Here is a 14,937-nt window from a genome sequence, read left to right as displayed (position 1 = left end):
ACCAAAATGCCCTACCTCACTGCTATGCATCGGGAAAGCGAAGTTTTGCGTCGGGTGTCCGAGGGTGACGAGCGTGCATTTGCTGCGCTTTTCAATCATTACCACCAGCGGCTGGGGATGCATATCTATCGCATTACCAGGTCAGAAGAGCTGGCAGCGGAAGTAGTACAGGATGTTTTTCTCAAAATATGGCTTAACAAAGAACTGCTCGCGGAGGTGAATAATTTCCCGGTATACCTCTACGTGATCTCAAAAAATGCAGCATTGAATTGCCTGAAAAAAGCGGCCAGCGAAAGCGCCAGGATCGTGGATGTGGATCTGCATTCGGAGCATTTCCCGGTGGCGGATACCATTGAGGAAGACCACCGCTACCTGCTGATCGACGAGGCGATAGACCTCCTCCCGCCACAGCAGAAACAGGTGTACCTGCTGAGCCGCCACCAGCGCCTTTCTTATGCGGAGATCGCCGCGCAGATGAATATATCCAGGGAAACCGTGAAGAAATATCTTCAGATCGCAACCGAATCGATTTCTTCACATATCCGTAACAAATTGATAATAAGCTTTCTGCTCGCAGCTCATTATTTTTTTTCAAAATAATTCCATTGCAATAGCCCCTTTTCGCCTGCCCGGTTTGTCCTGTTGGTGAAGTTCGACAATCAACTGATAATGGATAATACCGAACGCAGGTTGCACGACCTGTTTGACCGCTACTACCACGGGAATGCCACCGAAGACGAGACACAGGAACTCATGGACCTCGTTCGCGCCGGCCGGTATGATGCACTTTTGGAACAGTATCTCAAAACTAACTGGCTGGAACAGACAGGCAACGAGACGCTTTTTACAGAAGAAAAAAGCAATGCTATGCTGAGCGCGATCCTGGATGCAGCCAGCCAGCAAGCCGCTCCCGAGAAAAAGGTGGTACGCCTCAACTGGCTGCGCTACGCCGCTGCGGCAATGCTCGTGCTCACCGGTTTAGGAATCTGGTACAATGCTAAAAACAGCCTGAAAGACAGCGATTCCGTCGCGGGTGTTACCCACACGGCCGACGTAAAACCGGGCGGCAACAAAGCGCTGCTCACCCTGTCCGACGGCTCTGCGATTGCGCTGGACCAGGTAGAAAGCGGCTTTGTGGCGCGCCAGGGGAATGCGGAGATCAGGAAAGCGCAGGAGGGTATCCTGGTGTATAATGCAAAAGCGGACGAACGGACCGGCACCATCAGCATGAACACGCTGTCGACCCCGAAAGGCGGCCAGTACCAGGTGCGCCTGCCCGACGGCAGCAAAGTGTGGCTGAATGCGTCTTCGTCCATCCGGTTCCCGTCGGCATTTGCAGCCTCGGAACGGAAGGTTGAAATTACCGGCGAAGCCTACTTTGAGGTTGCCAAAGACAAGCGCAAACCATTCATCGTGAAGTTCAACCAATCGGAAGTACTGGTACTTGGCACGAGCTTCAACATCATGGCGTACCCTGAGGAAGGCGCTTCCAAAACAACGCTCGTGGAAGGTTCTGTCGACATTAAAAATGTAGGTCAGAACGCCCGCCTAAAACCCGGCCAGCAGGCTGCCATCCTCGTTACGGGGCAGATCAAAACAAAGTACACACCTGTTGAAGAGGCAGTTGCGTGGAAAAATGGCGAGTTCTATTTCCAGGATGCCAGCGTGGAAGAAGTAATGCGCCAGCTGTCACGCTGGTATGATGTCAGGATCAATTACAATGGAAAAATCCCCCTGAAACAGTTCACGGGGCGTGTGTCGAGACAGGTTAGCCTGTCGGAAATTGTAGGTATGCTCCGGTATGCGGGTGTGAATTGCAAACTGGACAACAAGCAGATCATCATCGACCAATAAGCGCGTATATAGTATTACGTTTAAACTATCCTAAACCTTTAATTTTTATGAAAAACCACTACTTACCCTGCGTAGCAGGTCGTAAGCGGCCTTATCTTGTTGCCCAAATTTTTATCGCGATGACCCGGATAATGCTTTTGCTGATCGTAACACTCTCACAGGTCACGGCTGATGGTTTCAGCCAGAAGATTTCGATCCATGCGAAAAACACACCGCTGAAAAGCGTCCTGAAAACGATTGAAAAGCAAACGAACTACCTTTTTCTGTACGACAAGCTCGACCTGCCCGAGGGCCAGAAGGTTTCGGTGAAGGTGAAGAATGCAGATATCGACCAGGCGCTCGGCGCTGTCTTCCGGGACCTTCCGGTCTCCTACAAGATTTTCAATCAGAACATTGTCCTGAAAGCAGTCTCCAAAAGGCAGCCGCAGGAAAATCTGATGCCCGTAAAAACGCCTGAGATCAAACCGAACATCCAGCTTAATTACCGGAGCATTGAAGAGCCGCCGCACAGCCTCGACCGGCTGATCCGCGGAAGGGTAACCGACGAAAACGGCAATCCTTTCCCAGGCGTGAGCATTCTCGTGAAAAACACGCAGAACGGGACTACTTCCGACGCAAATGGAGAATTCAGGCTGAATGTACCTGAAACGGACGCTCAGGAATCGCTGGTTTTGATCGCCAGTTTTGTAGGGTATAAAAGTCAGGAAATTGCGGTAGGCAGCAGGCAGGAAATCAGTTTCGGCATGTCGGTGGATACCAAGTCGCTGAATGACGTGGTCGTAGTAGGCTACGGTACCCAGAATAAAAGCAGCATCACAGGCTCAGTGGCTTCGCTTCCGATGAAAAGCATTTCAAATCAGCCGGTTACCAGCCTCGACCAGGCGCTGGGCGGACAAATCGCAGGTGTGAATGTAGCGCAAACCAAAGGCGCGCCGGGCGGCGGCGTGTCGGTACGTGTGCGCGGAACCGGGTCCATTGGCGCAGGCAATGAGCCGCTGTATGTGATCGACGGTTTTCCGGTATCTGCCGATTTCAATGGCAGCTTCAATGCACTTTCTACCATTAACCCCAGCGACATTGAATCCATCGAAATATTAAAAGATGCTTCTGCGGCGGCCATTTACGGTTCACGGGGAAGTAACGGGGTGGTACTGGTTACTACCAAGCGCGGTAAGTCGGGCAAGTCGGTTGTCCAGTTTGATGCTTATTTTGGTGTTCAGGAGGTGGCAAACAAGATTGAAATGCTGGATGCCAGCGAATATGCAGCGTACAATACCGAGGCGCGGAATAATGCGTGGGTGGATCGCGGCGGCAAAGCAACAGATCCAAACAGCGCGCGTCCGGCCAATTTACAGATCCCTGAAATGTTCCAGAACCCGCAGTCGCTCGGCAAGGGTACCGACTGGCAGGATGAAGTTTTTGTAACTGCGCCCATCCAAAATTACCAGCTCTCGGTAGCGGGTGGAACTGACAAAACGCAGCTTTTTATGTCAGGCGCCTACTTCCGCCAGGATGGTATCGTGATGAATACGGGCTTCGACCGCTACTCGGCACGCATTAACCTCGATCACCGCGTTTCTAAAAAAATGAAGGTTGGAATGAACTTGTCGCCTTCATTTTCGTCAAACAAGCTGCTCCCGGTAGAAGATCAGGTTTTCACAGGCGGGATACTCGGCTCGGCGCTGTCGCTCCCTCCTACTGTACCCGTTTACAATCCCGACGGTTCGTTCACTACTTTACTGGGACCTTCGCCTTATAACATTGGTGTGATTGACAACCCCGTTGCGATTGCCAGCAAAATCAAAGACAAAAAGTCATTTTTCAGAACGCTGGGCAATGTGTATGCCGAGATTGATATTATTGAAGGCCTGAAATTCCGTACATCATTCGGCCTGGATTATGCCGATTCGCGACAAGCTGCTTTTTACCCGTCCAACCTGGGCTGGAATGGAGTACCTGCGCCGGTGCAGGCCCGCGCCACAGCAAGCAGTATCCGCGACCTGAACTGGCTCAATGAGAATATCCTGACTTATAAAAAGACCTTTAACGAAAAACACGAACTCGACCTGCTGGCTGGTTTTACCTCCCAAAAAGCCAAGTCTGAATACTCTTCCATGTCTGCTACCAACTTCCCGACTGACCTCGTACCTACCCTTAACGCAGGCCAGGTTACTGCCGGTGGAACAGGCATTTCGGAATGGTCGCTGCTCTCGTACCTGGGCCGCGTTAACTATACTTTTGCAAGCAAGTACCTGCTTTCTGCGACGGTCCGCCGCGATGGTTCTTCCCGGTTTGGCGCGCGTAACAAATGGGGTACATTCCCTTCTGCTTCGGTGGGCTGGTACCTGTCTGAAGAAGAATTCATGAAAGGCCAGCAAGTGGTAACAGACCTGAAATTCCGTGCGAGCTATGGATTGGCGGGTAACAACACGATAGGGAACTACAATCACATTGGTCTGCTTTCCAACCGCCGGTACAGCCTGGGCGCGGGCACGGGCACTGTCGCCTACGGATTATATCCGGGCTCCATCACCAACGAGCAGCTTGGCTGGGAAGTAATGCACCAGATGGATATCGGAGTTGATTTTGGTATTTTGAGAAACAGGCTGACATTTACAATTGATTATTATAACAAAAACACAACAGACCTGCTGCTGAATGTGCCTGTACCTGCCTCAACCGGCTACGAAACGGCATTGCAGAACATCGGCAAGCTGAACAACCGCGGCTGGGAATTCAGCGTGAACTCTAAAAATTTCACGGGTGCATTCAAATGGTCGACGAGCTTCAATATCTCCTTCAACAAGAACAAGGTTGTCAAGCTTGGCCCGTCGGGCAATGCGATTATCTCAAAAAGTCCTTCTTTCAGTCCAAATACGCACACTACAAAGATCGGTTCACCTATCGGAAGCTTCTGGGGGTATGATGCGATCGGTGTGTACCGCGACGCGGAAGACGTAAAAAACAGTCCGGTTGTACAGGGAAGCACAGGCTCCCGCCCGGGCGACCTCAAATTTCGCGACATTGATGGTGACGGCGTGATCACTCCCAGCGATGTTACGATCATCGGGGACAACAGTCCTGATTTTTTCTACGGTATCACCAACAATTTCAGCTACGGTCGCCTGAACCTCAGCATTCTGGCAGACGGCGTGCAGGGTATCCAGCTCCTGAACGGATCACGCAGGAACATCGGTCTGGTGAATGGAAGTTACAGCCGCAAGGATGTACTCGGCCGCTGGCAGTCGCCCGAGAACCCCGGTGACGGCCGAACGCCACGCGCCAATGTGTCGCCTACGGGAGGGAATGTGAGCTATGTATCGAGCCTGCTTGTTGAAGACGCTTCGTTTTTCCGCATCCGGAACGTGAACCTGCGTTATGCATTGCCTGAGAAAGCCGCCAAAGCCATTTTTATGCAGCAGGCAAGCGTAAGTCTTTCGGTTCAAAATGCATTGACTTTTACCAAATACCTGGGTTATAACCCTGAGCAAAGCCTGAACGGAAGCAGCTCGCTGACACCCGGCGTGGATTTCAATGGATACCCGCTGGCACGTACCTACACCCTCGGCGTAAACCTCACATTTTAACTAAACCCATTATGAAGCTCTATAAAATAACACTTGCCTCACTGGTCTTTTTGTCCGCCGGCTGTTCCGATTTCCTTGATCTTTCGCCAAGAGACACGGCCAACGTGGGTAATTTTTACAAAAACGCATCCGATATGCAGGCTGCGCTCACCGCGGCTTACGGAATGCTGGCCTCGCCGGGAGAATATGGGTATGCGTACTACAATGTTTCCGAAGTAAGGTCGGATAATACGATGAACTGGGAAGGCGGCGGCAACCTGCCCGATGCGGAGCTGGACCAGTTCAAAATGTCGTCAACAAACGAGATCATCCGTCTGATGTGGATCGATACTTACCGGGGTATCCTGGCGTGCAATGCGGTGCTGGACCATATTGGTGGAGCAACCATGGACGACACAATGCGCCAGCGTTTCATAGGAGAAGCGAAATTCCTCCGTGCGCTGATGTACTTCAATATGGTACGCACCTTTGGCGACGTGCCGCTGGTGCTGTCTGAAACCAAATCCGTAGACGAAGGGTATAGCCAGGCGCGCGTGCCGCAGTCGGAAGTGTACGCACAGATTATCACAGACCTGACAGAAGCTTCTGCACAGCTGCCGCTTACTTACACGGGAAATGATGTTGGAAGGGCGACGAAAGGCGCTGCCAAAGCGTTGCTCGGGAAGGTATATCTCACGGTACGGGATTATGCCAAAGCGAGGGATATCCTGAAAGAAGTAATCGCGCAGGGTACTTATAAGCTGCTCGACGATTACGCTGCATTGTGGCCGGTCGCGAATGCGAACAACCAGGAGTCGATTTTTGAGGTTCAGTTTAAAAAAGGCGGAACGGGCACGGGAAGCAGCTTTTACAACAACTTTTCACCCCGTAACTCGGGCAGCTCGGTTATCCAGATCGGATTTGCAGGCGGACGCAACATTCCTACCACCGACCTGATCAATGCCTACGAAACCGGCGACGCAAGAAAGGCAGCCTCGCTGGCGGTGGGTTACACGGATAATACGACGGGCAAATTCGTTGCCGATCCCTACACTTTGAAATACCGCGATACACCGTTTGCCGAAGGCGATGCTGACAACAACTGGGTGGTTTTGAGATATGCGGACGTGCTCCTGATGTACGCCGAGGCGATCAATGAAGCCGGCAATGGAGCTACTGCCGAAGCTTACGAGGCGATCAATGCGGTTAGAAAGCGTGCCAAGCTAGCGGTATTGCCTGCTGGCCTGTCGAAAGCTGCCTTTGCGCTTGCGATAGAGCACGAGCGGCAGGTGGAGCTTGCTTTTGAAGGCCACCGCTGGTTTGACCTGGTGCGCACGGGCCGCGAGGTAGCTGTGATGAATGCACATTTCAATGCACCGGTAGTCGCCGAATTCAATGCTGTGTTCCCGATCCCGCAAACGCAGATCGACGTGAACCCTGCAGGAATTAAACAAAATCCAGGCTATACTTTTTAAATGAGCTGATGTTATGAAATGGAAATTGAGTCACTTATTGTCATTGGTGCCAGGCGGCCGGACCCTCATTTATAGTCATTTGTTGTTTTTGGTTGCGGGTGCATTTGGTAATTTTTGTTTTGGGAAAAATGCACTTCATACTTTGGTTGATACGGCAATTGCGCCCAAAGTATTTATCAATACCGGATTCGAAAACGCTTCTCCCATGAACTGGGAAATCGATGCGCAGGGGCGGGTACTCGGCAGTTTGGTCTACGATCACGAGCGCTTTGCACAGAACCGGGCCAATAACCACTGGCATTTCAGAGTGGAGGCGCAAACGGGAATGGAGGTGACGGTGATCCTCCAGAACTTCGATAACATCTGGAACAATACCCACGCCAGCCCGATCTCGAAACAATCGCCTATTGTGGTTTCCTTTGACAACAAAACCTGGGAAACGCGTCCAGCCGAATTCCTGCCCGACAACCGCCTGCAGATCAAGCTGAAAATGAATGGGCCGAGTGTTTACATTGCCAGTATCGAACCATACCGCATCAGCGATCTGGACCGGTTTTTGGCCAAAATCAAAAGTAACAAGCTGGTAAAAGTGGAACGCATCGGACAAACTGCCGAGGGCCGCTCCCTTGAAATCATCACAGTCGGAAACGAAAAGGCGCCTAAAAAGCTCTTCCTCCGCGGTCGCGCGCATGCCTTTGAAGCTGGCGGTAACTGGACACTCGAAGGTTTTGTCAACAGGCTTTTACAAAATGATGAGGCGTCGAAAAAATGGCTGAAAAGATACTGTGTGTACATTTTACCAATGGCCAATAAAGACGGGGTAGCTCGTGGGAAAACGCGCTTCAATGCAAATGGATACGACCTCAACCGCAAATGGGACAAGCCCGCAGACTCGCTGATCGCGCCCGAAAACTTTTATCTTGAAAAGTGGCTGCGTAAAATGGTCGATGAAAAGAAAAAGCCCGATCTCGCGCTGGATGTACACAATGACAATGGCGGCAACCTGCACGTAAGTCGCCCCGACGGCGATATCCGCGCCTATCTTGCCAATATGGCCAGGCTGGACACACTTTTAAGAAAGCATACCTGGTATACCGAGGGCTCCACAAAGCCCGGCTTTCGCAACCCGGGCACATTGGGAGAAGGTTTTATGGAAAGGTTCGGTATCGAAGCCGCCGTTTATGAGCTCAATTACGAATGGGTGGAAGGTTTGAAGAAAGCGCCGGTTGCCAAAGACTGGCTGTTGCTGGGAAGCCAGCTGCCGAATGTCTTTTATGATTATTTCGAAGACCGCCCGGCGAAATGAAAAAGTGGATCTTTGGCTCCTGCGTGGTAGCTGCCGGGTTGGCGACCTGCCTGTTTTCGGCAGGCTACCGCGCAATCAGAAGCAACTTTACCGCAGGTTTTGAAATTGAAAAATACGAGCTCGACTCGACGCTCCTGAAACTTGAAACTGTGGCCACAAACCTGAATGTGGTGTGGGATATGGCGTGGGGACCTGACAACTGGATCTGGTTTACGGACCATGACGGAAAAGTAAGCAGGCTCAACCCGAAGACGGGCCAGGTAATCGACATTTTACAGATTGAAGACTATTACCGAAAGCGGCTGGGGCTGATGAGCATGGTACTGCACCCCGATTGGCAGAAACACCCGCACGTGTTCATCAATTACAGCCACATTCAAAGCGACTCGGCGATTGTATCGAAGCTGGTGCGCTATACTTACAATGGCAAAAAGCTGGTGGAACCCAGGCTGCTGTACCAGATTCCCGGCTACCTGGGCCACAACGGATCGAGACTGGTGATCAGTAAAGACAGGAAAATCCTCTGGGCAACGGGAGATCTGAAACACAAGGAAACGATCCAGAATCCGGCATTTGCCAATGGAAAAGTGCTGCGCCTCAACCTCGACGGTAGTATCCCCAAAGATAACCCCTACCCCGGCAGTCCCGCCTGGGCGATGGGCTTCCGTGTGCCGCAGGGACTTACCTATTCAGCCAACGGAAATCTCTTCATCGCCGAGCACGGTGACGCGACAGACGACGAGGTGAACTTGGTGCAAAGAAGAAAAAGCTACGGCTGGCCTGCCATCGCAGGGTTTTGCGACCTGCCCGAAGAGCGGGACAACTGCCCCGACTCGGCCGTTGCGCCGGTGATAGCATGGACGCCCACGATTGCGCCTGCCGGAATGGATTATTATAAAGGCAATATCTCCGAATGGAACAATGCATTGCTGCTCACGACCCTGAAAGACCAGAGTCTGCGCGTGCTCAAACTGGACGCGAAGCAGCAGAAAGTTACCGGTGAGGACATTGTTTTCAGCAAAAAATACGGCAGGCTGCGCGATGTGTGCGTTTCACCTTCGGGCGAGATTTACATTTCCACCAGCAACCGCGACTGGAACCCGGCCCCCAACTTCCCGATCAAGACCGACGACCGCATTATCCGGATCACCCGCGCCGGTACTATCCCGAAATCTGCCCGGCATGCCGGTAAGAACACGCAAAAAGAAGTCGGTGATGCAGCTTCCTTGTATGTGAACTTCTGTGGATCCTGTCACAAGGCGGACGGAAAAGGTGTACCGGGTTCGTTTCCCTCGCTCGTCACGTCCAGGCGGCTTGCCGGCGATAAGGATGCATTGATCCGCTTTATCCTGAAAGGGTCGCAATCATCGACCGGCGAGGCCATGCCCGCATTTGGTTTTATGACCGATGCGCAGCTTGCCGCAGTAAGCAGCTACGCCAGGAAGCAATTCGCAAAAATCCCTGATGAAATCAGCGAGGCAGATGTAGCGAGGGTGCGGTAGGCATTCATATTAAATCTTGTACGAGAAATTACCGATGTAGCAAATTCAATTATAATTAAGAACAAACGAAAATTTCGTTTTATTCTTAATTCACTTTAATTATATAATAACTCTCATTCCTATTTTATTTCTTAATTAATCGATAATAAAACTTACCTTTAATGAAAATAGATCGGCATTTAATTGTCGGTCTATTTTTATTAAAATACTTCCCTGTTTTATATCCTGCACCTTGCTAATTGCATTCCGATCTGTCATATAAATTGATGTAAAGCTTAATGACTTTCGCACACGCTAATACATCTTTATCAGCAACTTGCAAAATTTCAGCCCTATTTTCCGCTTCTTTCTACAATACCCATAAAGCGAAAACAGTCGCTATGTAGTACAACTTCTAGTTGTTTTAGAGATGTGTCCAAATTGGCCATTTCTCCTACAACAAACTCTCCCCGTTCTGGAAAAAAACCTAGTTTTGGCAATCAAAGTAACTCGCAATGTATTTCTACATGCCACACAGTTCTTTATTGTTTTACTAGTTGAATTAGTTATGAAAACAACATCTACAAAATCAATCGTGTTAAACCTGGCGCTATCGCTGGGCTTGTTAACAGCCGGTACTGGCGCCTATGCACAGTCGCTGCCGGTACTTCCATCACCAAACCACGAAACTGATCACACAGCGCTTATCAATGGGGTTGTAACAGTTAACGGAAGCGCACAACAAATTGCAGGCGTTGTAGCCAGACTGAGCCGCGTAATTCCAGGTTCGCCTGAAACGCTGGTACCAGTTTCTTACGCCATGTCCGATGCAAACGGAGCATTTACATTGACTGGTCAGCCAGGCGTTACGTACCGCATCAGCTACGAATTTCCTACCGCTGGTTTTACTGCGCCACAGGGAAATCCTTCCGAAAACTTCATACCAGCAGACGGTGCAAACACAGCCCCGAACGGTGGCATCGAGCTATTCAGAAATTTAAATACCATCACAAACTGTAATGTAACCGCACGCCAGGCAACAGACTGGACCACAACCATCCAGGTTGCCAAAGCGGTGCAAATCAATCCGAGCGCTATCCTCAACAGCGTCACCGTTTTCGGCTCCACACTGGCGGCGCATCCAATGATCGAAGTTACCGCTACGACCGCCTCCAATGTGCGTGCGCTACGCATAGGTGCGGCCATTGACCTGGACGGCCCCAGCTACTTTCAGGCACTGGAAGCAGTGAAAAACTTTGCAGGTGCCTCCCCTTCCCAGAACATTGTTCTGAATGCAGACCAGACCCTGACCTACTATGATATCAGCTCTGCAGGCACATCAAACGAGCCACTGAGTTCAGTACCAGTGGAATATACAGGCACCGGCACTGTGCCTTTTCTAGCCAAAGCGTATGGTTCAAAAACGATCACAACAACGGGTGGAAACACTTCCAGCATGGAGCAAACCTTTGCATCTGCGGGCGTTTGTCTTACTTACACCTACAATTCTGACCCGCTTCCTGTCACATTAACTTCATTCTCGGCCACGAAATCGGGTGAAAATGTGAACGGCACGAAGCTGGAATGGAAAACAAGTGCGGAAAGTCAAAGCGACCGTTTCGAAATTCAGCGGAGTAACGATGGTAAAGCGTGGGAACAAATAGGTACCGTGCTTGCCAAAGGTGAAAGCAGCATTATCACACACTATGAATTTGCAGACGAAAACCCATTTGCTGGCGAAAACCTTTACCGCCTGAAAATGGTAGACGCAGACGGGACATTTTCTTTGAGCTCAGTAAGAAATGTCCGGTTTGAAATGACAAGTCAGGTAGTGCTGCACCCGAACCCGGTTTCGGATATGCTGACTGTCAAAAGCACCGCTTCGGACCAGGTTGCCGAGGTCATTATTTACAACCTGACAGGTATCCCGCTTTTCTCGAAAAGGGTAAACAACGGCGATAACAAGATCGATATGTCGCGCTTGTCTCCCGGCTTGTACATGGTGAAAACTGTTTCGGATAATGGATCTTATAATACTCAGAAAGTGATTGTTACAAAATAAGTCCGTGCGATTAGGGACACCAATTTTAACGTTGAGTAAAATCTTACACCTCCTGAAAGTTTTTTAGGAGGTGTTTTGTACATTTTAATTAACCCACATGTTTCATTTGATTTCGCAATGAGAGTACTGATCATCGATGACCATCAACTGGTTTATCTTGGATTGAAATTAATCATCGCCGAAATCTACCCGCAATCGGAGGTATTTCAGGCTTTGACATTTGAAGAAGGATTAGCGCTTTTATCCATTCAGAAACTGGATCTTATTGTACTTGATATCGGAATTCCGGATGGTGAAAATGAAAAAATGATTGCAAGAATAAATAGCATTGACAATGAGGTTCGAATTCTGATTAATACCGGGTTTGATGAAAAAATATATGCAGCAACTTATCTTCGTGCAGGGGCTGATGGATTTATTTCAAAGAATGCGGATTCCGATACTTTAAAGAGTGCATTGGTGTTAATGGCGAAGAAGAAAAAATACATTAACCCCGAATTACTTTACAGTTCCAATAACGAACCCAATTTAATAAGGATCAAAGGATCTGTTACATTATCTCCGATAGAAGCCCGCGTGGCAGAGCTGTTACTGGAAGGAAAATGGCTGAAAGAAATCGGTGCTATTCTGGATATTTCACCTTCCACTGTCAGCACGCATAAACAAAGGATTTTCACAAAACTCAATGTAAATAATATCATTGATCTTGCGCGAAAATTCAATTTATTAAAGCGATAAAAATAGTTGGAATATGCATTGGAAAACGGCTGGCAACTCCTGAAATTTCCGCCGTCGCAGTGCTAAGCTGGTAGATACGCGCTACTTGTCTTAACTTTACCGGAATACCAACGATTTTCAGGAATTGAAAAATAAAAAACTCATATTCGTTCTGCTGCTGGCCGCTTTTCTGGGCTATATCATTTACGATTCTACATCGCAGCCAGGTGTCACTGACCTTGCCGGCAACTTCAAGGAGGCCGCCGTTTACAGAAACGAGAACAACACCGGCCCTATCGTGCGGATTTATGCGGTGACAGTGGAAGGTACCCCCTGGGAAGAAATGGAAAAATACGGTGAACTGATGCCTTACACCAAATACGGCAGTACAACAGTGTACTTTTTTGACGCCTCCAAGCCCGCGCCCACCAAGCTGATCCCCATTGAGCCTAACTTCGATCCCGATTTCAGGGCAAATTGCCTGGCCGTTTACACCAAAGACCAGAATGGCTCGGTGACTTTCAGGAAATCGCCGCTGTGAACTTTTTGATGCGCCGGTGAGCATGTTATCTTATTGTTAACCCTCGCGCAGGAAAGTAATGCGACTGTAACTTTACCGGCATTAAAGCAAAATATGCCTGTAATGACCATCACGAAAATCAGTCAAGTTCTTCTATCTCTCTTTCTTTTTGCCTGCACCGGAACATACGCACAGCAACTGTCCGGCGCGTTTCCTCAGGGACATTCCCACAACGATTACCTGCAAGCCGCTCCGTTTACGCTGGCTTATAAGCAGCAATTGGGCTCCATAGAGGCCGATGTTTTTCTTCGAAATGACACCCTCTTCGTGGCGCATACTTTCAATGAGATTGAACGCGGGCGGACATTTGAAAAGCTGTACCTCGCGCCCTTGATGCAGGTTGCGGCCAGAAATGGAGGCAGGATTTACCAGCAAAAAAGTTTACAGCTGCTGGTCGACCTGAAAACATCCGGCGAGCCCACGCTTCAAGCATTGGTCAGGCTGCTTGAACCACACAAGCAGCTATTTGGTGAAGGTGGCGCAGTAACGCTGGTGATCAGCGGGAATACACCTGCGCCGGAGGCATTCAGGCAATATCCCGGGTACGTACTGTTCGACGGCCGCCCCGAGGTGAGCTACACGCCTGAGCAATTACAGCGGGTTGGACTGATCAGCCAGGCTTTCGGGACCTATTCCAAATGGAATGGCAAGGGTATACCTGTGGAAGCCGACCGCGAGAAACTGCGTGCCGTGATCCAAAAAGCGCATGCAGATAAAAAACCTTTCCGCTTCTGGGCGAGCCCGGATAACATCAATGCATGGAAAGTGCTGATGAACCTAGGTGCCGACTACATTAATACAGATAAGGTAACCGGGCTGGGCACTTTCCTGAATGGTCGCCATAATGCAGAGTTTAAAGCGCAGGGGTTTTATGAACCTTATAAACCTTCCTACAAAAACAATGACAGCAAAGGAACTGTCAAGAACATCATTCTGCTGATCGGCGACGGAATGGGACTCGCGCAGATTTACGCGGGACTTACGGGGAATGCGGGCAAGCTCAACCTTGCCAATTTTCTCAACATCGGCTTCTCCAAAACAGCTTCATCGGACAATTATATTACCGATTCGGCCGCGGGCGCTACTGCCTTTGCCACGGGCAAAAAAACGAGAAACCGCGCGATTGGTGTGGACTCCAACCTGGTCCCGGCCCGTTCGATCATGCGGGATTTCCAGTTTGCCGGCAAGAAAACGGCTCTGATATCATCCGGTGATATTACCGACGCAACACCGGCCAGCTTCTACGCCCACCGGCCAGAAAGAAGTATGCAGGACAGCATTGCGAAAGATTATCTCACGTGCCAGGCAGATATCCTGATCGGTGGCGGTTTTGCGCATTTCCAGCGCACGGGGGTAGTCGATTCTCTCCGGAAATCGGGCGTATCTGTTTCTGATCAATGGAAGGATCTTGCGTCGATCCGGACACCGTTTGTTCTTTTGGATGAACAGAATGCGCGCCCTATGAGCAAAGGCCGGGGTGATTTTCTTTCAGCTGCATTCAAAAAGTCGGTACAGAGCTTTGCCGGCCACAAGCCCGGATTTTTCATCATGGCCGAAGGCGCGCAGATCGATTACGGTGGTCATGCCAATATAGTGAGTTACGCGGTTACCGAAATGCTGGACTTCGACCAGCTGGTAGGAGAAGCGATGCGCTTTGCCGACAGCAACGGAGAAACCCTCGTGATCGTCACCGCAGACCACGAAACAGGCGGACTTACCCTGCTGGATGGGAATTTGCGCACGGGCTATGTTGACGGGCATTTCAGTACTGACGATCATACGGGCATTATGGTACCCGTGTTCGCCTACGGCCCGCGTTCGCTGGATTTCCGCGGGGTATACGAGAATACTGAAATTCACCAGAAGCTGATCCGCATTTTGAAGGGCAGGTAGTTA

At 50.1% G+C, this 14,937-nt stretch carries 10 protein-coding genes; all 10 read left to right on the top strand.

Annotated elements, in window-relative coordinates; genetic code table 11:
* Positions 1 to 6 precede the first annotated feature (6 nt).
* Positions 7 to 600 carry an RNA polymerase sigma factor gene (locus ASG33_RS15290; protein ID WP_056287070.1) on the top strand — a complete coding sequence of 198 codons (594 nt, stop codon included), beginning with the start codon at positions 7 to 9 and terminating at the stop codon, positions 598 to 600.
* A gap of 69 nt (positions 601 to 669) precedes the next feature.
* A complete protein-coding gene (locus tag ASG33_RS15285; protein ID WP_082489245.1) occupies positions 670 to 1,854 on the top strand; it encodes a FecR family protein in 1,185 nt (394 codons plus the stop codon).
* Between the two features lie 47 nt (positions 1,855 to 1,901).
* Positions 1,902 to 5,441 (top strand): TonB-dependent receptor, encoded by a 3,540-nt coding sequence (locus ASG33_RS15280; protein ID WP_056287068.1) that lies wholly within the window; start codon positions 1,902 to 1,904, stop codon positions 5,439 to 5,441.
* An 11-nt stretch (positions 5,442 to 5,452) separates the two neighbouring features.
* Positions 5,453 to 6,895: a RagB/SusD family nutrient uptake outer membrane protein gene (locus ASG33_RS15275; RefSeq protein WP_056287065.1), complete on the top strand. Its 1,443-nt coding sequence runs from the start codon at positions 5,453 to 5,455 to the stop codon at positions 6,893 to 6,895.
* A 13-nt stretch (positions 6,896 to 6,908) separates the two neighbouring features.
* Positions 6,909 to 8,201: a M14-type cytosolic carboxypeptidase gene (locus tag ASG33_RS15270; RefSeq protein ID WP_082489244.1), complete on the top strand. Its 1,293-nt coding sequence runs from the start codon at positions 6,909 to 6,911 to the stop codon at positions 8,199 to 8,201.
* On the top strand, positions 8,198 to 9,703 hold the full coding sequence (locus ASG33_RS15265) for a PQQ-dependent sugar dehydrogenase (protein WP_056287063.1): 1,506 nt from the start codon (positions 8,198 to 8,200) through the stop codon (positions 9,701 to 9,703). The genes ASG33_RS15270 and ASG33_RS15265 overlap by 4 nt, the downstream gene beginning before the upstream one ends.
* A 547-nt stretch (positions 9,704 to 10,250) precedes the next feature.
* Positions 10,251 to 11,744: a T9SS type A sorting domain-containing protein gene (locus ASG33_RS15260; protein ID WP_056287060.1), complete on the top strand. Its 1,494-nt coding sequence runs from the start codon at positions 10,251 to 10,253 to the stop codon at positions 11,742 to 11,744.
* A 117-nt stretch (positions 11,745 to 11,861) separates the two neighbouring features.
* On the top strand, positions 11,862 to 12,482 hold the full coding sequence (locus ASG33_RS15255; protein WP_056287057.1) for a response regulator transcription factor: 621 nt from the start codon (positions 11,862 to 11,864) through the stop codon (positions 12,480 to 12,482).
* Between the two features lie 124 nt (positions 12,483 to 12,606).
* Positions 12,607 to 13,002: a hypothetical protein gene (locus ASG33_RS15250; RefSeq protein WP_056287054.1), complete on the top strand. Its 396-nt coding sequence runs from the start codon at positions 12,607 to 12,609 to the stop codon at positions 13,000 to 13,002.
* Between the two features lie 102 nt (positions 13,003 to 13,104).
* A complete protein-coding gene (locus tag ASG33_RS15245; protein WP_056288496.1) occupies positions 13,105 to 14,934 on the top strand; it encodes an alkaline phosphatase in 1,830 nt (609 codons plus the stop codon).
* The last annotated feature ends 3 nt before the right edge of the window (positions 14,935 to 14,937 follow it).

This window comes from Dyadobacter sp. Leaf189, assembly GCF_001424405.1.
GTDB lineage: Bacteria > Bacteroidota > Bacteroidia > Cytophagales > Spirosomataceae > Dyadobacter.
This window is presented reverse-complemented; position numbering and strand designations above follow the sequence as displayed.

Excerpts from the sequence above, each read along its gene's own strand:
- ASG33_RS15290 (WP_056287070.1), top strand. The coding sequence starts at position 7 with ATGCCCTACCTCACTGCTATGCATCGGGAAAGCGAAGTTTTGCGTCGG.
- ASG33_RS15285 (WP_082489245.1), top strand. The coding sequence starts at position 670 with ATGGATAATACCGAACGCAGGTTGCACGACCTGTTTGACCGCTACTAC.
- ASG33_RS15280 (WP_056287068.1), top strand. The coding sequence starts at position 1,902 with ATGAAAAACCACTACTTACCCTGCGTAGCAGGTCGTAAGCGGCCTTAT.
- ASG33_RS15275 (WP_056287065.1), top strand. The coding sequence starts at position 5,453 with ATGAAGCTCTATAAAATAACACTTGCCTCACTGGTCTTTTTGTCCGCC.
- ASG33_RS15270 (WP_082489244.1), top strand. The coding sequence starts at position 6,909 with ATGAAATGGAAATTGAGTCACTTATTGTCATTGGTGCCAGGCGGCCGG.
- ASG33_RS15265 (WP_056287063.1), top strand. The coding sequence starts at position 8,198 with ATGAAAAAGTGGATCTTTGGCTCCTGCGTGGTAGCTGCCGGGTTGGCG.
- ASG33_RS15260 (WP_056287060.1), top strand. The coding sequence starts at position 10,251 with ATGAAAACAACATCTACAAAATCAATCGTGTTAAACCTGGCGCTATCG.
- ASG33_RS15255 (WP_056287057.1), top strand. The coding sequence starts at position 11,862 with ATGAGAGTACTGATCATCGATGACCATCAACTGGTTTATCTTGGATTG.
- ASG33_RS15245 (WP_056288496.1), top strand. The coding sequence starts at position 13,105 with ATGACCATCACGAAAATCAGTCAAGTTCTTCTATCTCTCTTTCTTTTT.